22 protein-coding genes, 2 tRNA genes, 3 rRNA genes and 1 pseudogene are annotated in these 25,910 nt (G+C 43.6%); 8 read left to right on the top strand and 20 right to left on the bottom strand.

Annotated elements, in window-relative coordinates; all coding sequences use genetic code 11:
- The first annotated feature begins 282 nt into the window (after positions 1–282).
- Entirely contained in the window at positions 283–789 is a 507-nt protein-coding gene (locus AC4MCC_RS06815; RefSeq protein ID WP_257224643.1) for a lytic transglycosylase domain-containing protein, read from the top strand.
- A gap of 117 nt (positions 790–906) precedes the next feature.
- Here AC4MCC_RS06815 and rrf read toward each other — a convergent pair.
- From rrf to ftsY, 9 genes and pseudogenes are all read right to left on the bottom strand, one after another.
- Positions 907–1,021 (bottom strand): 5S ribosomal RNA (rrf, locus tag AC4MCC_RS06810).
- A gap of 202 nt (positions 1,022–1,223) precedes the next feature.
- Positions 1,224–4,115: ribosomal RNA gene (locus tag AC4MCC_RS06805) — 23S ribosomal RNA — on the bottom strand.
- 461 nt (positions 4,116–4,576) lie between these two features.
- A tRNA-Ala gene (locus AC4MCC_RS06800) sits at positions 4,577–4,652 on the bottom strand.
- Between the two features lie 45 nt (positions 4,653–4,697).
- Positions 4,698–4,774 (bottom strand) — tRNA-Ile (locus tag AC4MCC_RS06795).
- 61 nt (positions 4,775–4,835) lie between these two features.
- A 16S ribosomal RNA gene (locus AC4MCC_RS06790) occupies positions 4,836–6,373 on the bottom strand.
- Together the 16S, 23S and 5S rRNA genes with 2 tRNA genes alongside form the textbook arrangement of a ribosomal RNA operon.
- Before the next feature lie 476 nt (positions 6,374–6,849).
- Positions 6,850–7,515, bottom strand: coding sequence for a DUF2057 domain-containing protein (locus tag AC4MCC_RS06785; RefSeq protein WP_419364753.1), 666 nt, complete (start codon positions 7,513–7,515; stop codon positions 6,850–6,852).
- A gap of 194 nt (positions 7,516–7,709) precedes the next feature.
- Entirely contained in the window at positions 7,710–8,303 is a 594-nt protein-coding gene (locus AC4MCC_RS06780; protein WP_004783692.1) for a nitroreductase family protein, read from the bottom strand.
- Between the two features lie 182 nt (positions 8,304–8,485).
- Positions 8,486–9,176, bottom strand: a pseudogene (locus AC4MCC_RS06775) (nitroreductase family protein).
- 180 nt (positions 9,177–9,356) lie between these two features.
- Positions 9,357–10,460, bottom strand: coding sequence for a signal recognition particle-docking protein FtsY (gene ftsY / locus AC4MCC_RS06770; RefSeq protein ID WP_419364756.1), 1,104 nt, complete (start codon positions 10,458–10,460; stop codon positions 9,357–9,359).
- Positions 10,461–10,638: 178 nt separating this feature from the next.
- Between ftsY and AC4MCC_RS06765 the strand changes: the two genes are divergently transcribed.
- Both AC4MCC_RS06765 and AC4MCC_RS06760 read left to right on the top strand, forming a co-directional pair.
- Entirely contained in the window at positions 10,639–12,033 is a 1,395-nt protein-coding gene (locus tag AC4MCC_RS06765; RefSeq protein WP_491880103.1) for a M16 family metallopeptidase, read from the top strand.
- A gap of 11 nt (positions 12,034–12,044) precedes the next feature.
- The gene (locus AC4MCC_RS06760; protein ID WP_419364760.1) at positions 12,045–13,622 is read left to right on the top strand and encodes an insulinase family protein; all 1,578 of its coding nucleotides are present in this window, start codon (positions 12,045–12,047) and stop codon (positions 13,620–13,622) included.
- Here the strand turns inward: AC4MCC_RS06760 and AC4MCC_RS06755 are convergent.
- Both AC4MCC_RS06755 and AC4MCC_RS06750 read right to left on the bottom strand, forming a co-directional pair.
- Positions 13,546–13,869, bottom strand: coding sequence for a hypothetical protein (locus AC4MCC_RS06755; RefSeq protein ID WP_419364762.1), 324 nt, complete (start codon positions 13,867–13,869; stop codon positions 13,546–13,548). The two genes, AC4MCC_RS06760 and AC4MCC_RS06755, sit on opposite strands and share 77 nt — an antisense overlap.
- Positions 13,870–13,973: 104 nt before the next feature.
- Complete coding sequence (locus AC4MCC_RS06750; protein WP_081402667.1) at positions 13,974–14,336, bottom strand: hypothetical protein; 363 nt, start codon at positions 14,334–14,336, stop codon at positions 13,974–13,976.
- Between the two features lie 220 nt (positions 14,337–14,556).
- Between AC4MCC_RS06750 and AC4MCC_RS06745 the strand changes: the two genes are divergently transcribed.
- The 3 genes from AC4MCC_RS06745 (at position 14,557) to AC4MCC_RS06735 (ending at position 15,853) form a co-directional block, all read left to right on the top strand.
- A complete protein-coding gene (locus tag AC4MCC_RS06745) occupies positions 14,557–14,790 on the top strand; it encodes an SEL1-like repeat protein (protein WP_034171084.1) in 234 nt (77 codons plus the stop codon).
- A gap of 156 nt (positions 14,791–14,946) precedes the next feature.
- Positions 14,947–15,321, top strand: a complete 375-nt coding sequence (locus tag AC4MCC_RS06740) for a DUF2750 domain-containing protein (RefSeq protein ID WP_034171083.1) — start codon at positions 14,947–14,949, stop codon at positions 15,319–15,321.
- A gap of 100 nt (positions 15,322–15,421) precedes the next feature.
- Positions 15,422–15,853, top strand: a complete 432-nt coding sequence (locus AC4MCC_RS06735; protein ID WP_419364764.1) for a CBS domain-containing protein — start codon at positions 15,422–15,424, stop codon at positions 15,851–15,853.
- A gap of 144 nt (positions 15,854–15,997) precedes the next feature.
- Here the strand turns inward: AC4MCC_RS06735 and trpB are convergent, their stop codons facing one another.
- From trpB to AC4MCC_RS06690, 9 genes are all read right to left on the bottom strand, one after another.
- Positions 15,998–17,203, bottom strand: coding sequence for a tryptophan synthase subunit beta (trpB, locus tag AC4MCC_RS06730; RefSeq protein ID WP_312536754.1), 1,206 nt, complete (start codon positions 17,201–17,203; stop codon positions 15,998–16,000).
- Between the two features lie 107 nt (positions 17,204–17,310).
- Positions 17,311–18,498, bottom strand: coding sequence for a vWA domain-containing protein (locus AC4MCC_RS06725; protein WP_180003757.1), 1,188 nt, complete (start codon positions 18,496–18,498; stop codon positions 17,311–17,313).
- Between the two features lie 13 nt (positions 18,499–18,511).
- Complete coding sequence (locus AC4MCC_RS06720) at positions 18,512–19,363, bottom strand: AAA family ATPase (protein ID WP_180179955.1); 852 nt, start codon at positions 19,361–19,363, stop codon at positions 18,512–18,514.
- Between the two features lie 21 nt (positions 19,364–19,384).
- A complete protein-coding gene (locus AC4MCC_RS06715) occupies positions 19,385–19,768 on the bottom strand; it encodes a hypothetical protein (RefSeq protein WP_180003755.1) in 384 nt (127 codons plus the stop codon).
- Between the two features lie 21 nt (positions 19,769–19,789).
- A complete protein-coding gene (locus tag AC4MCC_RS06710; RefSeq protein WP_004783715.1) occupies positions 19,790–20,095 on the bottom strand; it encodes a YcgL domain-containing protein in 306 nt (101 codons plus the stop codon).
- Between the two features lie 129 nt (positions 20,096–20,224).
- Positions 20,225–21,367, bottom strand: a complete 1,143-nt coding sequence (locus AC4MCC_RS06705; protein WP_104426037.1) for a ribonuclease D — start codon at positions 21,365–21,367, stop codon at positions 20,225–20,227.
- 190 nt (positions 21,368–21,557) lie between these two features.
- The gene (gene recR / locus AC4MCC_RS06700; protein WP_125279141.1) at positions 21,558–22,154 is read right to left on the bottom strand and encodes a recombination mediator RecR; all 597 of its coding nucleotides are present in this window, start codon (positions 22,152–22,154) and stop codon (positions 21,558–21,560) included.
- A gap of 13 nt (positions 22,155–22,167) precedes the next feature.
- Positions 22,168–22,497, bottom strand: coding sequence for a YbaB/EbfC family nucleoid-associated protein (locus AC4MCC_RS06695; protein WP_004783723.1), 330 nt, complete (start codon positions 22,495–22,497; stop codon positions 22,168–22,170).
- 28 nt (positions 22,498–22,525) lie between these two features.
- A complete protein-coding gene (locus tag AC4MCC_RS06690; RefSeq protein ID WP_180012395.1) occupies positions 22,526–23,713 on the bottom strand; it encodes an O-succinylhomoserine sulfhydrylase in 1,188 nt (395 codons plus the stop codon).
- A 142-nt stretch (positions 23,714–23,855) separates the two neighbouring features.
- Here AC4MCC_RS06690 and AC4MCC_RS06685 point away from each other — a divergent pair, with 142 nt between their 5' ends.
- Together AC4MCC_RS06685 and AC4MCC_RS06680 are read left to right on the top strand one after the other, a co-directional pair.
- Positions 23,856–24,953, top strand: a complete 1,098-nt coding sequence (locus AC4MCC_RS06685; RefSeq protein ID WP_491880104.1) for an alpha/beta fold hydrolase — start codon at positions 23,856–23,858, stop codon at positions 24,951–24,953.
- Positions 24,954–25,008: 55 nt separating this feature from the next.
- Positions 25,009–25,881: an NAD(P)-dependent oxidoreductase gene (locus AC4MCC_RS06680; protein ID WP_491880105.1), complete on the top strand. Its 873-nt coding sequence runs from the start codon at positions 25,009–25,011 to the stop codon at positions 25,879–25,881.
- Positions 25,882–25,910: the final 29 nt, after the last annotated feature.

Here is a 25,910-nt window from a genome sequence, read left to right as displayed (position 1 = left end):
ATCTTGTGCATCCAAATATATACACTTTAAAGAAGAGCCAGAGATACAAATTCGGCTGCTAACTGGCTTTTCTTTAAGCAATTCTTCATAAAAAATTCATTATTCAACAAAATCTAAGTTGTCTTTGTAAACAAATCATCTAATTTCTTGACGATTTTCATACATCTTCCTAAGATCAATCTAATTTTAAAAATACAGGGAAGCTGAAAGTTGTTGGGCAAATTTTCTAGCAAAAACTATTCATTATTAAAGGTCTTAAATCCTACTACTTTAAAAATTGGGATGCTTGGCTTAAGTACAATATTAATAAGTGCTTGCTCCTCACTAGGAGGTAACTCCTTAGAAAAACGCTCTGCTAAACTGTCTCAAGGAATTCAGACTGCATATGCTGTGCCTGCGACAACTGCTACTCGCGTTTCACCTTTAATTATTCAGAATGCCGAAAGACATAGTCTAGATCCTTTGCTGGTTGCAGCCGTGATTCGACAGGAATCTACCTATCGCAGTCAAGTCGCTTCACCTGCAGGTGCTGTGGGTCTTATGCAAATTGTTCCGCGTTATTGGCAATCTACATGCGGACCTGATTTATTTAATGAAGCAGTCAATATTGGATGTGGGAGTTATATTCTTTCACGTTATCAGGAATCTAGTGGCAGCCTAGAAAAAGCGCTGGGTTATTATAATGTAGGCCCTACTGCCTATGAGAAAGATCGGAAAATGCGTAAACAAGGCAAAAAATATGCTAAAGAAGTTTTAACACACCAGAAGCAACTTAAAAAATCCATGTAAGTTTTATAATTTTAGTATCTAAGGCTTAAATTTATTTAAGTCTTTTTATCTTATTTTATTAAATCCCACGCATAAAAAAAGCCCCCTGCTTCTGCAGAGGGCTTTTTAGGAAAAATGAGCTGGCGATGACTTACTCTCACATGGGATACCCCACACTACCATCAGCGCTAAGAGGTTTCACTTCTGAGTTCGGGAAGGGATCAGGTGGTTCACTCTTGCTATGGTCGCCAGCACAACTGGTATGCTTACTCGCTATGGTCTTATCTACGTTGCTTACGCTTCGTTTGCCTAGCTTTCTTCAAATAGAGTTCATTAACAGATGTATCTGAGTTGCAGTAGTTTGTTCGATTAGCTTAACCAAATCAAGGCTTCGTCTGATCGTTAGATCAATATGAAATCAATTGATGCTTTATATACAACTGCTTGGGTGTTGTATAGTCAAGCCTCACGAGCAATTAGTATTGGTCAGCTTCATGCATCACTGCACTTCCACATCCAACCTATCAACGTCGTAGTCTTCAACGGCTCTTTAGGAGACATAAAGTCTCGGGGAAATCTTATCTTGAGGTAGGCTTCCCGCTTAGATGCTTTCAGCGGTTATCCCTTCCGAACATAGCTACCCGGCGATGCGACTGGCGTCACAACCGGTACACCAGAGGTTCGTCCACTCTGGTCCTCTCGTACTAGGAGCAGATCCTCTCAAATTTCCAGCGCCCACGGTAGATAGGGACCGAACTGTCTCACGACGTTCTAAACCCAGCTCGCGTACCTCTTTAAATGGCGAACAGCCATACCCTTGGGACCTGCTTCAGCCCCAGGATGAGATGAGCCGACATCGAGGTGCCAAACACCGCCGTCGATATGAACTCTTGGGCGGTATCAGCCTGTTATCCCCAGAGTACCTTTTATCCGTTGAGCGATGGCCCTTCCATACAGAACCACCGGATCACTAAGACCTACTTTCGTACCTGCTCGACTTGTGGGTCTCGCAGTTAAGCGCGCTTTTGCCTTTATACTCTACGCGTGATTTCCGACCACGCTGAGCGCACCTTCGTACTCCTCCGTTACTCTTTAGGAGGAGACCGCCCCAGTCAAACTACCCACCAGACATGGTCCTCGCTCCCGATCAGGGAGCAGAGTTAGAACCTCAATATTACCAGGGTGGTATTTCAAGGACGGCTCCATGGCAACTAGCGTCGCCACTTCAAAGCCTCCCACCTATCCTACACAAGTAAGATCAAAGTTCAATGTCAAGCTGCAGTAAAGGTTCACGGGGTCTTTCCGTCTAGCCGCGGGTACACCGCATCTTCACGGCGAATTCGATTTCACTGAGCCTCTGCTGGAGACAGCGCCGCCATCATTATGCCATTCGTGCAGGTCGGAACTTACCCGACAAGGAATTTCGCTACCTTAGGACCGTTATAGTTACGGCCGCCGTTTACTGGGGCTTCGATCAATAGCTTCGCTTGCGCTAACCACATCAATTAACCTTCCAGCACCGGGCAGGCATCACACCCTATACGTCCACTTTCGTGTTTGCAGAGTGCTATGTTTTTAATAAACAGTTGCAGCGGCCTGGTTTCTGAGGCTGCCAACAGCTCAAGGAGCAAGTCCTATCACCGCCGGCAGCGTACCTTCTCCCGAAGTTACGGTACCATTTTGCCTAGTTCCTTCAGCAGAGTTCTCTCAAGCGCTTTGGTCTACTCGACCTGACCACCTGTGTCGGTTTCGGGTACGATTCCAGTGTAACTGAAGCTTAGAGACTTTTCCTGGAAGTATGGTATCAGCCACTTCACCAGTAAACTGGCTTGCTATCAACTCTCAGCATAGAGCACCCCGGATTTGCCTAAGATGCATGCCTACTGTCTTCCACCTGGACAACCAACGCCAGGCTGACTTAACCTTCTCCGTCCTCTCATCGCATTACACTGAAGTATTGGAATATTAACCAATTTCCCATCGACTACGCCTCTCGGCCTCGCCTTAGGGGTCGACTCACCCAGCCCCGATTAACGTTGGACTGGAACCCTTGGTCTTTCAGCGAACGGGTTTTTCACCCGTTTTGTCGTTACTCACGTCAGCATTCGCACTTCTGATACCTCCAGCATGCTTCTCAACACACCTTCATCGGCTTACAGAACGCTCCCCTACCACTTGCAATAAATTGCAAATCCGCAGCTTCGGTACATAGTTTTAGCCCCGTTACATCTTCCGCGCAGGCCGACTCGACTAGTGAGCTATTACGCTTTCTTTAAAGGGTGGCTGCTTCTAAGCCAACCTCCTAGCTGTCTATGCCTTCCCACATCGTTTCCCACTTAACTATGATTTAGGGACCTTAGCTGGCGGTCTGGATTGTTTTCCTCTTGACTACGGACGTTAGCACCCGCAGTCTGTCTCCCGGATAGTACTCATTGGTATTCGGAGTTTGCATCGGTTTGGTAAGTCGGGATGACCCCCTAGCCGAAACAGTGCTCTACCCCCAATGGTATTCGTCCGAGGCGCTACCTAAATAGCTTTCGGGGAGAACCAGCTATCACCGAGTTTGATTAGCCTTTCACCCCTATCCACAAGTCATCCCCTGGCTTTTCAACGACAGTGGGTTCGGTCCTCCAGTTAGTGTTACCCAACCTTCAACCTGCTCATGGATAGATCACCCGGTTTCGGGTCTATACCCAGCAACTAAACGCCCTATTAAGACTCGATTTCTCTACGGCTCCCCTATTCGGTTAACCTCGCTACTGAATATAAGTCGCTGACCCATTATACAAAAGGTACGCAGTCACCACACAAAGTGGCTCCCACTGCTTGTATGCATGCGGTTTCAGGATCTATTTCACTCCCCTCACAGGGGTTCTTTTCGCCTTTCCCTCACGGTACTGGTTCACTATCGGTCAGTCAGGAGTATTTAGCCTTAGAGGATGGTCCCCCTATATTCAGACAAGGTTTCACGTGCCTCGCCCTACTCGACATCATCATATCAGCCCTTTCGTGTACAGGACTATCACCCACTATGGTTGCACTTCCCAGAGCATTCCACTAAAACTGATATGACTTAATGGGCTGTTCCCCTTTCGCTCGCCGCTACTGAGGGAATCTCAATTGATTTCTTTTCCTACGGATACTGAGATGTTTCACTTCTCCGCGTTCGCCTCATAAACCTATGTATTCAGTTTATGATACCGACCTTATAGCCGGTGGGTTTCCCCATTCAGACATCTCCGGATCACAGGATATTTGCCGCCTCCCCGGAGCTTTTCGCAGGCTATCACGTCTTTCTTCGCCTCTGACTGCCAAGGCATCCACCACATGCACTTAATTACTTGACTATACAACCCCAAACAGTCGTTCATCCCTACAAGTAGGATAAACAACATAATCAACCGATCACTCAGTTAATTACACAGTTAGAGTCTCGTGAACTTAATCACTGTACAGCTTCAATTAGATTCATATACCAAAACGCTTGATTCAGTTAATTTCGCTAGTTCTCATTCAATCACTTCAACTTCACAACCGAAGTCGTGTCGTTTCCGCTCTTGTATGAGTATGAACAAATTATTTCAACTCAAATATATTCTGTTAATGATTTAATGCATCCTCGTCGGACTGCATTACTGTGATAAATCACAGAGGTTAATAACAATGCCGCGCATTATACGCCGCTTTCTTACTAAGCTCTATAAGCTATCAAACCGTTTGACTAAGGCTTAACCTCCAAGACAACTACGCGATCACTTCGTGATCTTGTCTTGCATACTTTTTAAAAGCAGTGCTTTAAAAAGTATTCTGGTGGAGACTAGGAGAGTCGAACTCCTGACCTCCTGCGTGCAAAGCAGGCGCTCTACCAACTAAGCTAAGTCCCCAGCTTATCAATAAGTCAATGTTCTGATTTTCTGTTTTCTGGCAGATGGTGGGTCTGACAAGACTTGAACTTGTGACCCCACGCTTATCAAGCGTGTGCTCTAACCAACTGAGCTACAGACCCTCAGATACATCGTCATGAAGAACAACTTGTTGTGGATTCTTACCAATCGTCAATCTTTCGTTAAGGAGGTGATCCAGCCGCAGGTTCCCCTACGGCTACCTTGTTACGACTTCACCCCAGTCATCGGCCACACCGTGGTAAGCGTCCTCCCTAAGGTTAGACTACCTACTTCTGGTGCAACAAACTCCCATGGTGTGACGGGCGGTGTGTACAAGGCCCGGGAACGTATTCACCGCGGCATTCTGATCCGCGATTACTAGCGATTCCGACTTCACGCAGTCGAGTTGCAGACTGCGATCCGGACTACGATCGGCTTTTTGAGATTAGCATCTGCTCGCGCAGTAGCAACCCTTTGTACCGACCATTGTAGCACGTGTGTAGCCCTGGCCGTAAGGGCCATGATGACTTGACGTCGTCCCCGCCTTCCTCCAGTTTGTCACTGGCAGTATCCTTAAAGTTCCCACCCGAAGTGCTGGCAAATAAGGAAAAGGGTTGCGCTCGTTGCGGGACTTAACCCAACATCTCACGACACGAGCTGACGACAGCCATGCAGCACCTGTATCAGAGTTCCCGAAGGCACCAATCCATCTCTGGAAAGTTCTCTGTATGTCAAGGCCAGGTAAGGTTCTTCGCGTTGCATCGAATTAAACCACATGCTCCACCGCTTGTGCGGGCCCCCGTCAATTCATTTGAGTTTTAGTCTTGCGACCGTACTCCCCAGGCGGTCTACTTATCGCGTTAGCTGCGCCACTAAAGCCTCAAGGGCCCCAACGGCTAGTAGACATCGTTTACGGCATGGACTACCAGGGTATCTAATCCTGTTTGCTCCCCATGCTTTCGCACCTCAGTGTCAGTATTAGGCCAGATGGCTGCCTTCGCCATCGGTATTCCTCCAGATCTCTACGCATTTCACCGCTACACCTGGAATTCTACCATCCTCTCCCATACTCTAGCTAACCAGTATCGAATGCAATTCCCAAGTTAAGCTCGGGGATTTCACATTTGACTTAATTAGCCACCTACGCGCGCTTTACGCCCAGTAAATCCGATTAACGCTTGCACCCTCTGTATTACCGCGGCTGCTGGCACAGAGTTAGCCGGTGCTTATTCTGCGAGTAACGTCCACTTATCCCAGGTATTAACCAGGTAAGCCTCCTCCTCGCTTAAAGTGCTTTACAACCAAAAGGCCTTCTTCACACACGCGGCATGGCTGGATCAGGGTTGCCCCCATTGTCCAATATTCCCCACTGCTGCCTCCCGTAGGAGTCTGGGCCGTGTCTCAGTCCCAGTGTGGCGGATCATCCTCTCAGACCCGCTACAGATCGTCGCCTTGGTAGGCCTTTACCCCACCAACTAGCTAATCCGACTTAGGCTCATCTATTAGCGCAAGGTCCGAAGATCCCCTGCTTTCTCCCGTAGGACGTATGCGGTATTAGCGTCCCTTTCGGAACGTTGTCCCCCACTAATAGGCAGATTCCTAAGCATTACTCACCCGTCCGCCGCTAGGAATCAGGTGCAAGCACCCTATCCCCGCTCGACTTGCATGTGTTAAGCCTGCCGCCAGCGTTCAATCTGAGCCATGATCAAACTCTTCAGTTAAAATCATTTCGAGTTTTATAAGTAAAACTCTTAAACTTGGCTCATCAATTTTCTGACAAATATTTCTCAAATAAACTTCGAGTAATTTCTACCATTCAATCAATGAAAATAATTTCGATCAATCAACCAGTAAAAATCCACACAAGTTGTTCTTCATAATCTCTTAATGATCTTACTTAAAACCTCGTCAGTTTTAAGCTCCAACCCAACCACTTAACGTTTCGTTTCATGCATTGCGTTGGTGTGCTGCGTATTCTATACAGTTTCCGAACCAGTGCAAGAGCTTTTCTTAAAAATATTCAAAAAAGCGCACTGTACGTTTATTTTTTAATCTGAATTGCTATTTTTAGCAGTTTTAATGCTTTTTTCCAGTCATTTTTGGCCCGAAAGTTTAAGCAAATGTGAATTTCTACTGGTTTAGTTTTTATTAAAAGGGATCGTTGCATACGATCCCTTTTAATATTGAACAATAAATTTTAATTTGCCTGCTCGCCAAGCCAATTCATAAATTTTTGTCGTTCAGCTTTAGATGCCTGTTTCCACAACTGAATTAATTGCTGATCAAGCTGACCAACTGATACATTTTCCCGAACGTTTGCAGTAGCCACATTCGGTGTGCTTGCAGTTTGAGTGTAGACCGCTGCTGGCTGATTTGTTGGAGTTACCACTTTATTCGTTGTCAAATCCACAGATTTTCCTAAAACGCTTTGCCCTAGTAATGGTTTCGCTGCATCTTTTGCTCCCGCCTGCTGAACCAAAAGCTGATTTTTTGCATCATATAAACCAATAATTGGCTGATCTTTATATTTTTTCGCTTCATCAAAATTTTTAGGCGCGTTAATTAAAGCCAATTTATAAGCTTCACCATCTTTAAGTTCTGGAGTTTTTACAGTTACTACGCCAGATTTTAAAATGTCATGAGAATTGTCATTGTGCTGGAAAAATTCAGTATAACGAACACTAATCGCATTCGTACCAGCATCCAGTTTATAAGTTTGATCTGAGCGTAATAGACCTGAACGTACTTCCTGATCATTCACTGCGATTATCTTGATTTCTTCAGGTACAGTTAATGTCACGGCTGAAAAAACTGATGTGCTGCCCAATAATGCAACTACAGCTGCTGTGATACGTAAATCCATGTCTCTCACTCATTCTGGTTAATATATAAAATTTTCATTGCACTATGCCGTGTACAAATGACAATTCTATGACAAATGCTTTGCCTCTACAGCACTTTACTCAGCATTTATCAGACTATCTATCTTCTGATTTCTGCTATATCACACATAAAAAAGAAGTACTTAACAGTACTTCTTTCTCATCTCTAAATCGATTATGCGAAGGTCTTAAATCGTTCTGCATCATCCATAAAGGTTTTTTCACCTGGAGGCGCTTCGATTGAACCAAATACCAATTGAGCACGAAGCTTCCAGTTTGATGGAATACTAAAAGTTTGCGCTACTTCTTCATCGATGATCGGATTGTAGTGCTGTAGTGATGCGCCAATATTATGTTCAGCCAAAGCTGTCCAGGTTGCAAACTGCGCAATACCGCTAGCATGCTCTGACCAGATCGGGAAATTATCTGCATACAGCGCAAATTTTTCTTGCATTCCTTTAATGACATTCTGGTCTTCATAAAACAGTGCAGTTCCATAACCTGCCGCAAAACCATCTATTTTGCTATTGGTAGCCTCAAAAGCATCTGCTGACACTAGGTCGCGTAAAGTTTCACGCACAATATGCCAAAAAGTATCATGTGATTGACCAAACAAAATCACCACGCGTGAAGATTGCGAGTTAAAAGATGATGGACTATGTTTCACCGCCTCTTTAATAATGTGCTCAATTTCTGCCTGATCCAGGCTGACATTTTTCCCAATAGCATAAATACTACGGCGCTTTTTAATATGATCTAGAAATGCCATGATCTCACCTCGTTCTATTCTGATTATTTAAAACCAATAAGATCATCCTAAGCATTTTCACTGCCCAAAACAGTCTTATTTCGATAACAATGTGTTTTATTTATAGAACATTCTCAGAGATACTAAGGTTGATCCTTTGTATCAATCACCTTAGCGCATGCTAATTTCAAAAATCGCCGGTCTTAGCTAAATACCTGGAAGCTGTCTGGATTCACAGACTCAATTTTATCTTCTATTGCTTCTTCAATTGAACCGAAACAGAGCTGAGCACGTAGCAACCAGTTTTCATCAATCTTAAAATGCTCAGCTACAGCGTGATTGATCTGCACATTATAATGTTGTAACGAAGCACCTAGACCAGCATCTGCCAGCGCAGTCCACGCAGCAAACTGCACCATGCCGGAAGTCTGCTCTGACCACAGTGGAAAATCATCAGCACTAAATGGAACCTTCTTCTGTAATTGCTGAATGGTACGCTGATCTTCATAGAATAAAATCGTGCCATAGGCATTTGCACATTGATCCAGCTTGATTCTAATCCCCTCGTAGACCAATGCCGGCACATGCTGGCGTTGAACATCTTTCACAATGTTCCAGAATTGATGATGTGAATCGGCAAATAGCACGATAATGCGTGCACTTTGTGAATTATAAGCTGAAGGACAACTATGCACAGCTTCCTGAATCAGCTCGGTCAGATAAGCTTGACTGAAATGCACACGCTTACCTAGCTGATAGATCCCACGACACTTTTTTTAATTTCTCAACAAAAGTGAATTCTAAATTTTCAACTACTTTACTCTTTTTAGGAAATTTAAAATCCTTAGTCAGGTCAGTTGTTAATACCTGCCCAATTTTATTGAGTAATGCCATTTTCTACCCTCTACATATAGCCTGAACTTCAATCACCAGGCAAATTCCATACAATATAATGGGTTTATTTAGGCAGGCAGGATTTGCTGTTTTTTTCATGCTGCTTTTTAGAGCATTCAAACTCCTTAAAAACAAAAAACTCCGCATTTAGCGGAGTTTATGTGACGCAAGTTGCATTAATTATTTTTCAGTTTCAAACAATGCCGCAACGAATGATTTTGCCGAGAATGGACGCAAGTCATCAATTTTCTCACCTACACCGATAAAGCGAATCGGTACATGGGTACGGCTGGCAATATTAAACAGCACACCACCTTTTGCAGTACCATCCAGTTTGGTAATGGTTAAACCCGTTAAACCCACTGCTTCATCAAACATTTCAACTTGATTAATGGCATTCTGTCCTGTACCGGCATCCACCACCAACATCACTTCATGTGGCGCAGTCGCATCAATCTTCTGCATCACACGTTTAACTTTGGTCAATTCCTGCATCAGGTGACCTTTGTTATGTAGACGGCCTGCAGTATCCGCAATTAAAACATCCACACCTTTGGCACGCGCACTTTCGAAAGCATCAAAAATGACTGAAGCGGAGTCAGCACCATGACCTTGGGCTACGACGGCGATATTGTTGCGTTCACCCCAGATCTGTAACTGCTCAGTTGCAGCAGCACGGAAAGTATCACCCGCAGCCAGCATGACTTTTTTACCTTCGCCTTGCAGACGTTTTGCCAGTTTACCAATGGTTGTGGTTTTACCTACACCATTTACACCCACCACCAGAATTACATATGGATTTTTATTCGGATCGATATGCAGCGGTTTTACACGCGGAGCCAGCAGAGCCACCAGTTCTTCCTGAAGCGCTTTATACAGTGAGTGAGAATAAATCAAGTCACCGCGTGCAGTACGTTCAGTCAAATTGGCAATAATCGTTTTAGTTGCATCAACACCGATATCTGCAACCAAAAGCTGTTCTTCAACTTCTTCTAATAATTCATCGTCAATTTCTTTGCCACCAATCAGGATATTGACCATCCCATCGGCAAGATTTTTACGGGTTTTGGTTAAACCCTCTTTCATACGGCTAAAGAAACCACCTTTTGTAGCAGGTTCTTCTTCCTGAGCTTCCGTCGCTACAGGTGCAGAAATTTCAGCAGTTGCGCTTGGTGTTTCTACAATCGGCACATTAACCGCAGGTAAACTCGGTAATGTGACATCATCATCTCCGATATCAGCATCAATCAAAAATTTGTTTTGCCCATTAGATTGCTGTTGCATGCCGAATCCTTGAAAAGCATTGCGTTAAAAAATTGAATTCTAGCATAACTTGCAGTGTTTTGAGCGGGCAATCCAATCCATGAATAAACAACCAAAAAATAACAGTGTTTGGTTGCTTTCAATACAAGATTTCTGAAAAATAATCCTAAATACAAATATCTATTCATTGGAAGACTTTGTGTCCATATCTTTTTTTACTATCTCCTCCTTATCCAGAATCATCAAACAGCGGATTTCTCCAGTTGCAGTACTCATCCTGAGTTTCGGTTTTAACCCCGTACATGCCGCAACACAGAGTGAATTATCCCGCACCACTATCGAAACCTATTTAGGTAATGGCTTAAAAGTCATCATCCGGGAAGATCATCGCTCCCCGATGGTGATGACACAGATCTGGTATAAAGTCGGCAGTAGTGATGAGTCCGGTAATATTCTCGGCGTCTCTCATGCTTTGGAACATATGATGTTTAAAGGCACAAGCAAGGTTCCCAATGATGAATTTACCCGCCTGAGCCGGATTTATGGGGGCAGTATTAATGCCGCAACCTTTACCAATTACACGAACTATTATCAGCTCTATCCCAAAGCCTATTTTCCGATGGCGCTAGAACTTGAATCTGACCGTATGAACAACCTGTTGTTACGCCAGCAAGATTTTGATCCGGAAATTAAAGTGGTAATGGAAGAACGGCGTCAGCGTACTGATGATAATCCGCGTGCCCAGGCATTTGAACGATTTAGATGGATCAGTTACCCCACCAGTCACTATCGTCAGCCCGTGATTGGTCACATGAAAACGCTCAATAATATTCAGCTGAGTGATGTTAAAAAATGGTATCGAGACTGGTATAGCCCGAATAATGCCATTCTGGTGATTGTCGGGGATGTTGACGTTCAAGAAGCTCTCGTTCAGGTACAGAAATATTTTGGCGATATTCCGGCACGTCCTACACCATCACGTAATGACGTACTCGAGTTCGAACGCTTAGGCTATCGTCATATGGAAATTGAGAGTAATGTCCAGGTACCTAATCTGTATATGACCTGGAATGTAAAATCTTTGGCTACCGCCAAGAATCCTCAAGATGCCTATGCTCTAACCATTATTCGCAGCCTGCTGGATAGCGGGATTTCTTCTCGCTTGCAGGATCGTCTGGTTCGCGACCGCAAAGTGCTTACTTCTGTGAGTGTGTCTTATGATCCTTATAACCGTGGAGATAGCCTGTTTGGTATTTCCGCACTTCCGGCTCCAGGTGTAAATCTGACAGAAGCACAAGCCGCCATCCAGAAAGAAATTGATTTACTAAAAACTGAAACTATTTCTGAGCATGAACTGGCACGGATCAGCACACGCTTTATTTCAAATCTGATTTATAGTCAGGACAGTCTGAGCGGACAGGCCAAAATGATTGGAAACCTTGAAGTAAACGGATTGAGTTACCGCCTGATGGATGAACTGCCTCAGCATTATGACAGTGTCCGTGCAGAGGATATTCAGCGGGTTGCTAATGCCTATTTTGTCCGTGAAAATTTAAGTACGCTCTACCTTTTGCCTGAACAGAAAGCTCAATAATGGTTATTACAATGTCTAAAGTTCGCTCTCTTATCCTTTTAACCAGCTTAAGCCTCAGTTCAAGCCTTTGGGCAGAAAATTATTTAGATACCCAACCTGATCTGAATGATAATCCCAGTCAGCTACAAGCGATCCCTCTCCTGCAAAGTTTAAAAAATATTAATCAAAAGCAGGCATTCCAAGCACCTTTTATTCATGACCTGAACAATCGTTACAAAGTTCGCACTTTATTTGTTGAAACCCGAGATCTGCCGATGGTGGATATTCAACTGACCTTTAATGCCGGATCAGCACGAGATCAGGAAATTGCTAAAGGTCTATTTGGTTTATCCAGTACGGCAGCCAAACTGATGCGTGAAGGAACAGATAAATATACGGCTGCACAGGTGGCTTCCGTCTTTGATGCCACAGGCGCACAATTTAGCGTACAGGCTTATCGCGATATGTTTGTCGTTCGCCTTCGAACTTTATCAGACCCCAAGAAAATGGAACCTGCTTTGGCCATGATGATGGAAGTTCTCAAAAATGCCACATTCAAGCCTTCCAGCATTCAGTTAGCACTCAGCAATACTCAAGTAGGACAAAAACAGCTTCAGGAAAATCCAAGTAAACTGATGGATATCCGGTTTTATCGGGCATTGTATGGACAGCATCCTTATGCCGAACCGATTACCGGCACGATTGGCAGTACCAAAAAAATTACGGCTGATTTACTGAAAAAATTCCGCGACCAGTTTCTGGTGGCACAAAACATGAATATTGCCATTACCGGCAAACTCAGTCCTAAACAGGCATTGGAACTTTCTGAACGAATTGCAGGCAATTTACCTCAAGGACAGAAAGCAGTTGCATTAGCTGAACCTGAAGAAAAATCGGGTTTTGATATCGTACATTTGCCTTATAACTCATCCCAAGCGCATGTGACCTTCGGCCACTTAGGACCAAACCGATTTACTGAAGATCGGCTTGCTCTGGAAGTGGCCAACCGCATGTTTGGGGGTAGCGGCTTTAATGCAGTATTAATGCAGGAATTAAGGGTAAAACGCGGCTATACCTATGGTGCCTATAGTACATTCAGCTTTAGTCAGGCACCCGGTATATTTAGCTTCCGTTATTCCACTAGACAAGATCAATTACTGGATAGCATTCAGGTCGCACATCAGGCTTTTATCAAATTTGTAAATCAGCCGATTGATACTAAGCGCCTGGAAGAAACCAAAGCCGGGATATTAAGAGCATTTCCAAATAATTACAGCAGCAATGCCACGATCAATGCCCAGTTAGGCACGATGGGCTTTTATGCAGAGCAAGCCGACTATCTGTCACGCTATCCAGAACGTCTAGCCAAAATTACCGCAACAGATGTGCAAAATGCCGTGCGCAAACATCTGCATCCAGAACGTTTAACACTGGTCGTGGTGAGTCAAGAATTGAATAAAGAAACTTTAAAATTACGATTGGAACAGAACCTGTCAGATCCTTCTAAACCACTGCCGAATACGATTCCAATACCTAAGGCATATCCACAGAAACCGGCGGAAGCTGACGAGCCCGTAGAGATTCCTGTTGATACGCCTGCATCAATTTAAGATATTGACCGCGATGGATGCGTTGCTGTTGCAGCAAAGTCTGAGCCATATCCTGGGTTTGAGGTAAGCTCTGCTGCTCTGCAAGTTGCTGAAGTAAATTAAATTGGGGAGTCGTCAGTGGACGATAAATGGCAAATGTAGCCAGACATAAAATTAATGCCACAATAAAAATAACAACCGCATTATAAATCTGTTCAAGCTTAATTTTATTCAGAAAATCGCTTAATTTTTTGCTATCTATAGCCATACACTACCTCAAGTTGCAGCTAGTGTATGGCTGGGCCCCATGAAGTTCAAGTCAAAGATTGAATGACCAGTATAAATACACATCTCGATATGACTATAAATCGGTTAGGATTTCAACAATTCGTACACACTCCAGGCAATGACCATAGCCACCAGACCTAAGACCAGTAAAATTGCAAACTTGCTCAAGCCGGCTTCTGCTTCAGGTGGATGCAGTCGATCTTCATCTGCAATTCGGACCAATTCATCATTATAGTGACTATAAAATTCTGCACGCTGGGTTTCGTCCAGAGCGCGGGTAAAATCATAAACTTCTTTACGTTGAGCCAGACTGTAATCACCTAGATGGGTATATTTGTCATAAATTGCCTCATCCAGTTTTTTACGGTGTACATGCGCCAATTCTGTAATCTGACTGGCTGTTGGGGGCATATCAAAACTGAGCCCTTCAAGAGTTCTTTGCATCATGTTGTTCTCCTTTTCTTTTGTTCTATTGTTAAAATCTATACCAACCGCACTTTCATGTGTGTATAGTTTGATCGTACAAACTATAAATTAAGTAAACGGGAAAGCTGATATAGTTGACTTTTCCATTATTCTGTAATATTAGTTTAATAATAGTAAGTTATATTTGTATTTAGACTTAAAAGTCTATCCAAAATCATAATTAAAATTAAGGAGTTTTTATATTATGCAGAATATCTCTCAACATGATTTGGAACATCTGTATGCAGATGCAGTGAATACCATTCAATCGCAAATGAACTTTGTCGATGCAGTAAAACAATTAGAAGATGCAGCGCGCGCCGGTCACGGTAAAGCAGCTCTCTTTTTAGCTGAACTATATTATCAAGGTTTTCGTGTAGAACGAGATTCACTCAAAGCACAATACTGGCAGAACATGGCCACCATGCAAGCCTGAAGAAACGTCACCGAGGTGACGTTTTTTTATGCCAATTTTTCGAAATACTGCAATTAAGACATAATTTATTACGATTGCTTGCAAAGCTGAAACAGTAATTTCACTGGAACTTTCTAGAATAGAGCTGAACTCTAATAGCACTTTATTTTAACGACAATGCGAAAAATTATTCAATACGACCCGATTTGTAAAAACTTTCTTTTGAGGCTCACCATCCTCAAATCTATGATGTATTGCGGCGTTTTGTGGGGCGTCTATCATCAGGGTTGGGCGATGATGCGCGATCAGGAAGATTATATTTTTCCATTCTGGCTTAATTCTCTGGATGCCAAAAATTATGCCAAGGAACATTGGCCAGGTTATGTACCACGTAGAATCAACCCGGAAGATTTCGAAAACAACTTATTACCTACACTGTCCCGACTAGCCGTGACACCTACTTTATGTAGCGGCAATGGCACTAAACTGAAATTATCAATTCCACAGATGCGTCACCTGTTTTTTTCACAACAAAGACTGCACTTTGCCTAAAAACATGTTATTTATAAAGACATAGAATAGACACCTAGAGATGTTCGGTTGGATACATACTCTAGGACTTATAATAATTAGATAAAAAGGACTCAATAGAATGACCAACGTAGCACAAGTGCTCAGTGATAAAGTACATCAGGCAGTTTATACCATCCGTCCAGACTCTACAGTTTTAGAAGCAATTAGCCTGATGGCAGAAAAAGGAATTGGGGCGCTGGTCGTTACCCACGAAGATAGTGTGGTCGGCATTTTGTCAGAGCGTGATTACACCCGTAAAATCGCATTGATGCAAAGAACCTCTTTTGATACCACGGTCAATGAAATTATGACACCTAAAGTCATAACCGTGACTTCTGCAACTTCTGTTGAAGACTGCTTAGCATTAATGACTGACCGCCATTTACGCCACTTACCTGTAGTTGAAAATGACAAACTGATTGGCCTGATTTCGATTGGTGACTTGGTCAAAGCTGCAATGGAAGATCAACGTAAGCTGATTGATCAATTACAACAATATATTTCAGGCTAAATTCTTTCTTAGTTCAATACGTAAATTAAGATTTAAACTCAAATGTCATTACAAATAAATGACAATGCCATATCAAAACCAGATCAGATATAAAAAATCCCAGTCTTAAAGCTGGGATTTCTTTGATTATGACTATAAATCAAATTAAAGACCGAGTTTCTCTGCCACGTAATCAGAATCTTTATCACCACGACCTGAAAGATTCACTACAATCTTAGTCTCTTTAGGCAGCTTAGCCGCTTCACGAATTGCCCAAGCCACTGCATGTGAACTTTCTAATGCTGGCACAATTCCTTCAACGCGCGACAGGGTCATAAAGGCATCCAGACACTCCTGATCTGTCGCCGTAGTGTATTCCACACGACCTAGATCTTTAAGCAGGCTGTGCTGTGGTCCTACGCCTGGATAATCCAGACCGGAAGCAATCGAATGCACAGGTAAAGGTTCACCCTGCTCATCTTCGAGTACATAGCATGCCATACCATGCAACTGGCTTGGTTTACCCAAAGTCAGCGTTGCGGAATGCTTATCAGTATTTAGGCCATGACCAGCAGGTTCTACTCCCACCAGTTTGACTTCTTGATCATTTAGAAATGCAGTGAATGCACCCATAGCATTTGAACCACCACCTACACATGCCACAACATAGTCTGGGTTTGCACCGAAGCGTTCATTGGTTTGAACCTTGATTTCATCGCCAATAATAGACTGGAAATCACGCACCATCATTGGGAATGGATGCGGTCCTACCACCGAACCAATCGCATAGATATAGTTTTTCGGATCTTTCAAGTATTCTTCAAAAGCACTGTCAACTGCATCTTTAAGGGTCGCAGTACCACGCGTCACAGAAATCAGCTTAGCACCCAAGATTTTCATCTTAACGACGTTTGGATGTTCTTTTTCGATATCCACCTGGCCCATATGAATTTCACATGGAATACCCACCAAAGCACATGCAGTAGCCAATGCCACACCATGCTGACCTGCACCCGTTTCAGCGATGACTTTGGTTTTACCCATGTATTTCGCTAGCAGTGCTTCACCCAGGCAGTGATTGATTTTATGTGCACCGGTATGATTCAGGTCTTCACGTTTTAAATAGATCTGTGCTCCACCTAACTGGTCAGAAAGACGTTTAGCATGAAACAAAGGACTAGGACGGCCGACATAATTGGCAAACAGGTCTTTTAATTCATTCTGGAATTCTTCAGTTTGACGGATTTCCTGATAGGCAACATTGATGTCATCCATGGCCTGTTTTAGATCTGGTGGAATGAACTGACCGCCATATTGACCAAAGAAACCCTCTTCGTTCGGCAACGCAATACCATTAATTTGATGAGCCATAATAATTCCTGAATATTGGAATAAGGTATAACAAGTGACTTTATACTAGAATATTTCGTTTTAAAGCACTAATAACTATAGATAAAGTCACTTATAGATAAATGGAATCAACGCGCCAGATATTTGGTCATATCCTCAATGCCTTTTAAGGTCATTGGAAACATATGATCTTCAAAGATTTGCTTAATCAGGCCAATAGTATGCGTGTAATGCCAGTATTTTTCTTCTTCAGGATTAAGCCAGGCGGTTTTATCAAAATGCTGACGCAGACGCTGTAACCAGACCTGTCCTGCCTCATCATTCATATATTCGACCGAACCACCGACGGAGTTCAACTCATAGGGAGCCATGCTGGCATCACCCACTACAATCACCCGGTAATCCCGTCCATAGGTATTGAACAAGTCCCAGGTATTCATGCGCGAGCTGGAACGACGGACATTATCTTTCCAGACATAGTCGTACAGACAGTTATGGAAATAGAAATATTCCAGAGTCTTAAATTCGGTTTTGGCGGCGCTAAACAGTTTTTCACACTGAGCAATATGCGCATCCATCGATCCGCCAATATCAAACAGCATTAAAACTTTAATACGGTTACGTCGCTCCGGTACCAATTGCACATCCAGAATCCCCTGTTTGGCGGTTTCACGAATAGTGCTATCAATATCCAGCTCTTCAGCCGCACCCTGACGGGCGAACTTACGCAAACGGCGCAGTGCCATCTGCATCTGACGACTACCAAGAATCTGATCATCATCCAGATTACGGTATTGACGTTGTTCCCAGACTTTGACAGCGGAACGTTTACGCCCCGGCCCACCAATGCGCACACCTTCAGGATGATCACCATAGGCACCAAATGGCGATGTGCCACCAGTACCAATCATCTTATTCCCGCCCTGATGTTTTTTATGCTGTTCACGCAAGCGCTCTTCCAGCATTTTCATCAGTTCTTCCAGCGATCCGGCCTTTTTTAGTTCTTCACGCTGTTCAGGAGTTAAGTGCTTTTCCAAAAGTTCTAGATCAAACCAGTCTTTGGGCAATTTATGCACCTGATTCAGCAGTTCATCCAAATCAAAAGTCGCGATACCATCAAAGTAATCTTTCATGGCGCGATCGAACTTGTCGAAGTAGCGCTCGTCTTTGACCATCACAGTTTTAGCAAGCTGATAAAACTCGTCCTGATCGGCAAAAACCACGCCTGCCGCTACCGCCTGATTCAGATCAATCAACTCACGGGTGGAAACCGGTACGCCATATTTTCTAAGGGTATAAAACAATCGCACAAACATGCGTGTTTCTCCCTTAGCGACGCGACATAAAGGCTAGACGTTCAAGCAGTTGTACATCCTGCTCATTTTTGATCAGCGCACCGTACAAAGGCGGGATCGCTTTGGACTTATCAGTATTTCTTAAAATGTCTTCCGGCATATCATCTGCCATCAACAGACTTAACCAGTCGATCAGTTCAGAAGTTGAAGGTGGTTTTTTCAAGCCTGGAATCTGGCGTAATTTGAAGAAGATTTGCAGAGCTTCATTCACCAGCGTTGTTGAAATATTCTCAAAATGCACATCGATAATTTCACGCATGGTCGCTTCATCCGGAAACTCGATATAGTGGAAGAAACAACGGCGCAAGAAGGCATCTGGAAGTTCTTTCTCGTTATTTGAAGTGATGATGACAATCGGACGCTGGGTCGCAGTAATGGTTTCACCCGTTTCATAAACGAAGAAAGACATCTTGTCGAGTTCGTGCAGCAAGTCATTTGGAAACTCGATGTCTGCTTTATCGATCTCATCAATCAGCAATACACAGCGCTCTTCACTGGTAAACGCTTCCCAGAGTTTACCCGGCTTGATGTAGTTCTTGATGTCATAAACGCGATCATCACCTAACTGACTATCACGCAAGCGTGATACTGCATCATATTCATACAGGCCCTGCTGTGCCTTGGTCGTTGATTTGATATGCCAGGTAATCAGCTTCAGTCCGAGGCTTTGTGCCACCTGTTCAGCCAACAAGGTTTTACCTGTACCCGGCTCCCCTTTAACCAGCAAGGGTTTTTGCAAACTACGCGCAGCTTTCACAGCCAGTTTTAAACTGTCAGTGGCAATGTACTGATCCGTACCTGAGAATTGTTGAATATCAGCAGACATGATTGAACCTTATTTTTCTATTTACAGCGGTGAACTTTTCTTGTTTGACCCAAGACCCGTTTTACTGGATGCATAGGTCGACCAGCAATAGCCAATCACAGACCCGATACCAATGACAAATAAAATAAGTGACGCATTAATCCAAACGAGTTCATATTCCTTGGTCAGAATCCCAAACAGCAGCCCGAAAATAGCAGGTGCAACTGAAGCATTACTGCCTTCAGAAACGGTTGGGGTCAACAGCACGGCAAAGGCCAATAGCCATAAAAAACCGCCCATTGCCTTTGGCATGCGCTTGGTCACGCCATACCAGCAAGCTAACGCAATCAGACTGCCCAGCAGATACACTGCAAACGCAATACTCTGGTCAGGAATTGAGTCCAATACAGCTACAAAACCATTCATTTCACAACTCCTGAACTGAGCTTAAGCCCCACGAAGACCTTCTGGCGCTGGTGCATTCGGGTTAATCAAACCTTCTGGTGGCATTTGCAGGAAGAAACCACGGGTAGAAATTGAATCCATCACATGTAAAACATTAGCACGTGCCAGTTTACGCGATTCACTCAATTCAAGATGCATAACAAAAGTCGCACGACCAAACGCCACACGTACCGGTTCAGCCAATACCTCTAGTGGTTCAAATGTTTCGGCTTCGTTCTCATCTGCAGGACGCGCCACATAAAGATACATTTCATCTTTTTTGCTAGATTTGTAGATAGACACTTGCATATTTCAAACGACTTTTCTGAAAAAACAATCGCAAGGATACATCAAAAAAACGACAGAAACATTAGCCGCTTCAAATGCATCAGTCGTGATTTTGTATAATTGCTTTATCTTTAATCAATCCAGTAAAAATCACTCAACCACTTTCATCTGGGTCGACAGATAAGACTCATCCTGATGCAATACCTTAATTAGTGGCAGAGTTAATAACTCATAGCGCCAGCCGAGCAAGTAGTTTGGCAGATCCTGTTCATCCTTATGACATACTACATGCTGATATAAGGCATTCAGCCATTTCTTTCGCATCAGCACTTCTTTCGGTACAGAGATTTCATTGGATATATTCTGGATCATTGTTTCGACCTTCTCGCCAATCTCTCTGGATGAATGGCGGATTGGACGTGCCAGACGCAGCGGCCATTCGGCTTGATCAGGCAGGAATTTCAACAGATCCAAAATGGTCTTGCCATGTTCGCGGACAATATTGGCCCGGATGTCCTTTATCTGACTGAGCTGGAAATTATTGCGCGGGAATTTCTCTACCAGATCAATCATGGTCGAGTTTTTCAGAATAAAGCTGCGTGGCTGATTCAACGCCTTGGCAATCTGCTCACGCCATACAGCCAGTTGTTGCAACTGCATTAATTGACGGCGTGAATGACGATAATTACCGACATCCTGATAAAGTAAGGCAGTCGGTGTTTCTTCACCAATTTCATGGGTCAGAAAACGGCAATCCTCAAGAGCGAAATCGAGCAGATATTTGCTTTCCAGATCCTGTTTGACCTTATCCGACAGTTGCACCAGATAATGCACATCATTGGCTGCATACAGTAACTGCTCAGAGCTTAAAGGACGTGCCAGCCAGTTAGAGCGGGTCTGATCTTTTTCAATATCGACATCCAGCATCTGTTTCAAGGCATTCTGATAGCTGACCTGCAAACCATGTCCGAGGAAAGACATACCGACCTGTGTATCAAAGACATTGCTCAGGGCTTTTTTCTGGGTGTAATGGTAAATCAGGTCAATGTCTTCACTGCAGGCATGGAAAATATTCTGTTGAGCATTAAAAATCTTGTTCAGAAATTCACTCAGATCCAGTGTTGTTCCATCCAGCAAATAGACATTGTTATTGACATTGATTTGAAAAACACCAAGTTTTGGCCACAAGGTGTCTACCTTAATGAATTCTGTATCCAGGCCATAGACCGGATTTTGATCCATAAGGTTCAGGACATGGTTTAAGTCGTGCTGATGTTGAATAAATTGAAACATAAAGACTGAGTCTAAAATTAGATGCTCGATGAAGCTATATTACCCGATATATAGAATTTTTATATAAAAATATGACAACCAAATCACACTTTTTGTTCCATATTTTTCGAATATAGCTTATCTAGTAAACATTTTATATTTTTACTAATATATTTTTTATATTATATATTAAGAGAATATAATTAATATTTCACTTAATTCGCATCCGGTTATGCACTGCCTGACTCAATGTATGACTATCGACATACTCCAGTTCTCCGCCTTGAGGCACCCCTTGAGCGATACGCGTCATTTGCACCGGTAAATGTTTACTGGCTTCAACCAGATAATGCGCGGTTGCCTGTCCTTCGACAGTCGCATTGGTAGCCAGAATCACTTCCTTGATCTGTCCCTGACTTAAGCGTTGCAGTAAATAGGGAATACCGATTTCTTCAGGCCCGATTCCATCTAGAGGTGACAGATGACCACCCAGAACATGATATTTACCGCGGAAACTGCCGCTTTGCTCAATTGCCATGACATCTGCCGGTGATTCCACGACACAAAGCAGTTCATCATCACGCTCAAGTGAGGTACAGATATTACAGACTTCATCTTCCGTCAATGAATGGCAGATCGAGCATTCATGAATGTGATCGGTTGCTTCAGTTAAGGCATGTGCCAGACCGATCGCCCCTTCACGATTTTTCATGATTAAATGCAAAGCCATACGCTGGGCCGATTTCGGCCCAACGCTTGGCAAAATGCGTAATGCTTGAACCAGTTGATCAAAACGATCACTAAACATTGCGCATACTTCCTTAGAATAAACCAGCCAGACCAGGTGGTAAGCCCATACCTGAGTTTGCAGATTTCATTTTCTCTTCAGAGATCACTTCTGCTTGACGCGCTGCATCATTCATCGCTGCTGCAATCAGATCTTCGATCATATCTGGATCGTCCTGTAACAGTTCAGGATTGATCTCGATACGTTTCACCACATTGCGGCAAGTCATGGTGACTTTCACCAGACCGCCACCAGCCTCAGCATGCACTTCAGTTTGCGCAAGCTCTTCTTTGGCTTTTTTCATGTTGTTTTCGACTTCTTTTTGCATGCGCTGTGCTTGCTGCATCAACATATTAATGTTCATAAAGATCTCCGAACATATATTTATAAAATTAGATTAGATCTAAACCGCGTGTAATGTCGCGAATAATATCATCAATCTCTTCCAAACCAACAGAAACGCGAATTAAACCTTCACGAATACCCGCTGCTGCTTTGGCTTCTGGGGACAATTTACCATGCGTGGTTGTTGCTGGATGAGTAATCGTTGATTTCACATCACCCAGGTTACCAGTGATTGAAATGAACTGGGTATTGTCGATTACTTTCCAGGCACCTTCACGGCCGCCTTTCACTTCGAAAGATACGATACCACCGAAACCGGTTTGTTGTTTTGCAGCCAGTTCATGACCAACATGTTCAGGCAAACCTGCATAGTAAACTTTTTCTACTTTCGGATGTGCATTTAAGAACTCTGCCAGTTTTTGTGCATTGGCAGAATGTTCACGCATACGTAAACGTAAAGTTTCCAGACCTTTCAGGAATACCCAAGCATTGAACGGGCTCATAGAAGGACCAGTGGTACGTACATAACCGAAGATTTCTTCAAGCAGTTTATGGTTACCTGCTACAGCGCCACCGAGTGCACGGCCTTGGCCATCCAGATATTTAGTCGCAGAATATACGACTAAGTCTGCACCAAATTTGAGTGGTTGTTGTAACACTGGTGTACAGAAGCTGTTGTCAATCGCGAGCAATGCATCATTGGCATGTGCAATATCTGCCAAAGCCTGGATATCTGCCACTTCAGCCAATGGGTTTGACGGAGATTCAACAAAGAGTAATTTGGTTTCTGGCTTGATAGCATTTTTCCATGCATCCAGATCCGTCAGATCGACAAACTCAACTGCGACACCGAATTTAGCTACGTATTTTTCAAATAAAGAAACTGTTGAACCAAATACGGCGCGTGAACAAATGACATGATCGCCTGCTTTCAGGTAAGCCATCGCCACAGCCATAATCGCAGCCATACCAGAGCTGGTTGCAACAGCGCGTTCTGCGCCTTCTAAGGCAGCCAGACGCTTTTCAAACATGGCAACGGTTGGATTGGTAAAGCGAGAGTAAATATTACCCGGCTCCTGGCCTGAAAATTTTGCTGCAGCTTCAGCCGCATTTTCATAAACAAATGACGATGTTAGAAAAATCGGTTCACCATGCTCACCCTCAAAGCTACGGGTGTGACCGGTACGGATGGCTAAAGTTTCTAATTGATAGTTAAAATCGTCTTGCTGGCTCATCACTTTACTTCAGCCCAAAGGCTGCCTTTTGTAAAAAATTGCCAACATTTTGAGCGTCTAAGCTATTTCAGGTCAAGGCATAATAAGCAATTATTGCTTAGACTTCGACCAATTCTCCTTTGTATACGGATAAATTATTTACATGATTCAGTTAAAACAAAATATTCAACGCCAGAAGAAAAAATTAAAACACCTGAATGCACGGTTATTTAACTCGTCGTCCCTGATTCTTTCGCAAAAAACGCCCTTTGAATATATTGCTGCGACTGAATTCTGCAAAATTCGCTATTATGCAGCGCCTGAAAAAAAGTACCGTGAGCCGTTAGTCTTTGTTGCCCCTCTTGCGATCAATATGGATATTTATGATCTGTATCCTTACCGTTCACTGGTCAAGCATTTTCAGCATAGCGGTTTTGATGTCTATTTAGTGGAATGGAAACGTTTCCGTTATAAACACCGTCACTTGAATTTCCTGTCTTTTATCGACGGCGCAATACCTCAGGCGATTGAACGGATCTGCTCGCATTCAGGTAGTCAGTTTATTTCCCTGCATGGCTGGAGTATGGCCGGAATTTTTGTCACGCTTTATATGGCATTGCATTCACCTGAACATGTTAAAAACCTGATTGTGCTGGGCAGCCCGATTGACAGTTATGCCTCAGGTCGAGTCGGCAAGTTATTTAGCACCACCAATAAGCTCATTTCCAAAAATAAAAACCTGCAACAGGCGATTCACCAAGGATTGATTCCCAAGGAATATATTCATTCACCCGGCATCATCAATGCATTAGGATTTAAGCTGCTTGATCCGATTGGCTGGTTTAAAAGCCAGAAGCAGTTTCTGCTGAATCTGGAAAATGTTGAAGATGTCTATGAACATGCCACCATGGGTAATTTTCTGAACAAGATGATTGATTATCCGGGTGGAATCAATCAGGACATGGTGCTGCATCTATGGCTGCAAAACCCTTTAAAAAATGGCTCGATGACTTTAAACGGCCGAACGATTGACCTGAAAAATATTAATTGTTCCTTACTGGTCGGGGCTGGGAAAACCGATCAGATTGTTACGGAACAGTCAGCTAAGCCTTTGATGGAATTGACAAGTAGTACTGATAAGACGTTTACTCTTATCCCGGGTGGTCATCTTGGACTGATGTCCAATCAGAAAACAGCCAATACATTCTGGCCGAAACTGACCACCTGGCTGGCACAACGCTCAACCCGGATAGATGCTTAATTCCGGAAGAGCCGGCAATTTTCAGGTATTTATTATTTTGTTCAGAGGGTATGACATGATTCAGTCAGTGGCATTTATTGGTTTAGGCGCAATGGGTTATCGCATGGCAGCGCATTTACCCAAGCATTTTGAGACAGTCTATGTCTGGAACCGTACTTTTGCCAAGGCTGAAGAACATGCTGCTGAATATGGCACACAAGCTGTCGCTTTAGAACAGGCAGTTCAGGCAGATATTATCTTTTCCTGCCTGCCGACCAGTGCCGATGTTGAAGCATTAGTCCAAGGCCTCAGCCTTAAAGCTGGCAGTATCTGGGTAGACTGTACCAGTGGTGTTCCTGACGCTGCCCGACGCTTAGAAGAAGCACTGGCTGAACAGGGTGTGATTTTCCTGGATGCACCTGTGAGTGGCCAGACCATTGGTGCGGAAAATGGCACATTGACTGTGATGGTCGGTGGTAATGCGGAAGGCTTTGAAAAAGCCCTTCCTGCGATGCAGGCTTTTGGTAAGCTGATCAAGCATGTCGGTGAATCTGGCGCAGGTTTTGCTGTGAAGGCGGTAAATAATATGTTAATGGCTGTAAACCTGTGTGCCGTTGCTGAGGGCTTTACTACCTTGAAAGCGCATGGGGTAAACCTTCATGAAGCACTGGATTGTATTAATGCTTCAAGTGGTAAAAGCATGGTGACTGAAACCGTATTGCCACAGCGTATTTTAAACCGCAGCTTTCCCGTAACCTTTGCCCTGCCTCTTTTAGCCAAAGATACCGGCATTGCACTTGATCTCGCGCGTGATGCCAAACTGGCAGTGCCACTTCTCGCTTTAGGTCAAAGTCTGGTGCAAGCTGCTAGCAATCTGTCGGATAAAAATAGTGACTTTTCCAGTGCTGTAAAAATGTATGAATCATGGAGTAATATTACCATCGAGTAATATCTCGCCATTGAATAATGATAACGAAA

This window comes from Acinetobacter sp. CAU_H_56 (assembly GCF_058599425.1).
Note: the sequence above shows the minus strand (reverse complement) of the source record. Positions and strands in the feature narration are given on the sequence as shown.

Bases quoted from the DNA above. Each gene is read 5' to 3' on its own strand.
- AC4MCC_RS06815 (WP_257224643.1), top strand. From the start codon at position 283: ATGCTTGGCTTAAGTACAATATTAATAAGTGCTTGCTCCTCACTAGGA.
- AC4MCC_RS06785 (WP_419364753.1), bottom strand. From the start codon at position 7,515: ATGGATTTACGTATCACAGCAGCTGTAGTTGCATTATTGGGCAGCACA.
- AC4MCC_RS06780 (WP_004783692.1), bottom strand. From the start codon at position 8,303: ATGGCATTTCTAGATCATATTAAAAAGCGCCGTAGTATTTATGCTATT.
- ftsY (WP_419364756.1), bottom strand. From the start codon at position 10,460: ATGCAACAGCAATCTAATGGGCAAAACAAATTTTTGATTGATGCTGAT.
- AC4MCC_RS06760 (WP_419364760.1), top strand. From the start codon at position 12,045: ATGTCTAAAGTTCGCTCTCTTATCCTTTTAACCAGCTTAAGCCTCAGT.
- AC4MCC_RS06755 (WP_419364762.1), bottom strand. From the start codon at position 13,869: ATGGCTATAGATAGCAAAAAATTAAGCGATTTTCTGAATAAAATTAAG.
- AC4MCC_RS06750 (WP_081402667.1), bottom strand. From the start codon at position 14,336: ATGATGCAAAGAACTCTTGAAGGGCTCAGTTTTGATATGCCCCCAACA.
- AC4MCC_RS06740 (WP_034171083.1), top strand. From the start codon at position 14,947: ATGCGAAAAATTATTCAATACGACCCGATTTGTAAAAACTTTCTTTTG.
- AC4MCC_RS06735 (WP_419364764.1), top strand. From the start codon at position 15,422: ATGACCAACGTAGCACAAGTGCTCAGTGATAAAGTACATCAGGCAGTT.
- trpB (WP_312536754.1), bottom strand. From the start codon at position 17,203: ATGGCTCATCAAATTAATGGTATTGCGTTGCCGAACGAAGAGGGTTTC.
- AC4MCC_RS06725 (WP_180003757.1), bottom strand. From the start codon at position 18,498: ATGTTTGTGCGATTGTTTTATACCCTTAGAAAATATGGCGTACCGGTT.
- AC4MCC_RS06720 (WP_180179955.1), bottom strand. From the start codon at position 19,363: ATGTCTGCTGATATTCAACAATTCTCAGGTACGGATCAGTACATTGCC.
- AC4MCC_RS06715 (WP_180003755.1), bottom strand. From the start codon at position 19,768: ATGAATGGTTTTGTAGCTGTATTGGACTCAATTCCTGACCAGAGTATT.
- AC4MCC_RS06710 (WP_004783715.1), bottom strand. From the start codon at position 20,095: ATGCAAGTGTCTATCTACAAATCTAGCAAAAAAGATGAAATGTATCTT.
- AC4MCC_RS06705 (WP_104426037.1), bottom strand. From the start codon at position 21,367: ATGTTTCAATTTATTCAACATCAGCACGACTTAAACCATGTCCTGAAC.
- recR (WP_125279141.1), bottom strand. From the start codon at position 22,154: ATGTTTAGTGATCGTTTTGATCAACTGGTTCAAGCATTACGCATTTTG.
- AC4MCC_RS06695 (WP_004783723.1), bottom strand. From the start codon at position 22,497: ATGAACATTAATATGTTGATGCAGCAAGCACAGCGCATGCAAAAAGAA.
- AC4MCC_RS06690 (WP_180012395.1), bottom strand. From the start codon at position 23,713: ATGAGCCAGCAAGACGATTTTAACTATCAATTAGAAACTTTAGCCATC.
- AC4MCC_RS06685 (WP_491880104.1), top strand. From the start codon at position 23,856: ATGATTCAGTTAAAACAAAATATTCAACGCCAGAAGAAAAAATTAAAA.
- AC4MCC_RS06680 (WP_491880105.1), top strand. From the start codon at position 25,009: ATGATTCAGTCAGTGGCATTTATTGGTTTAGGCGCAATGGGTTATCGC.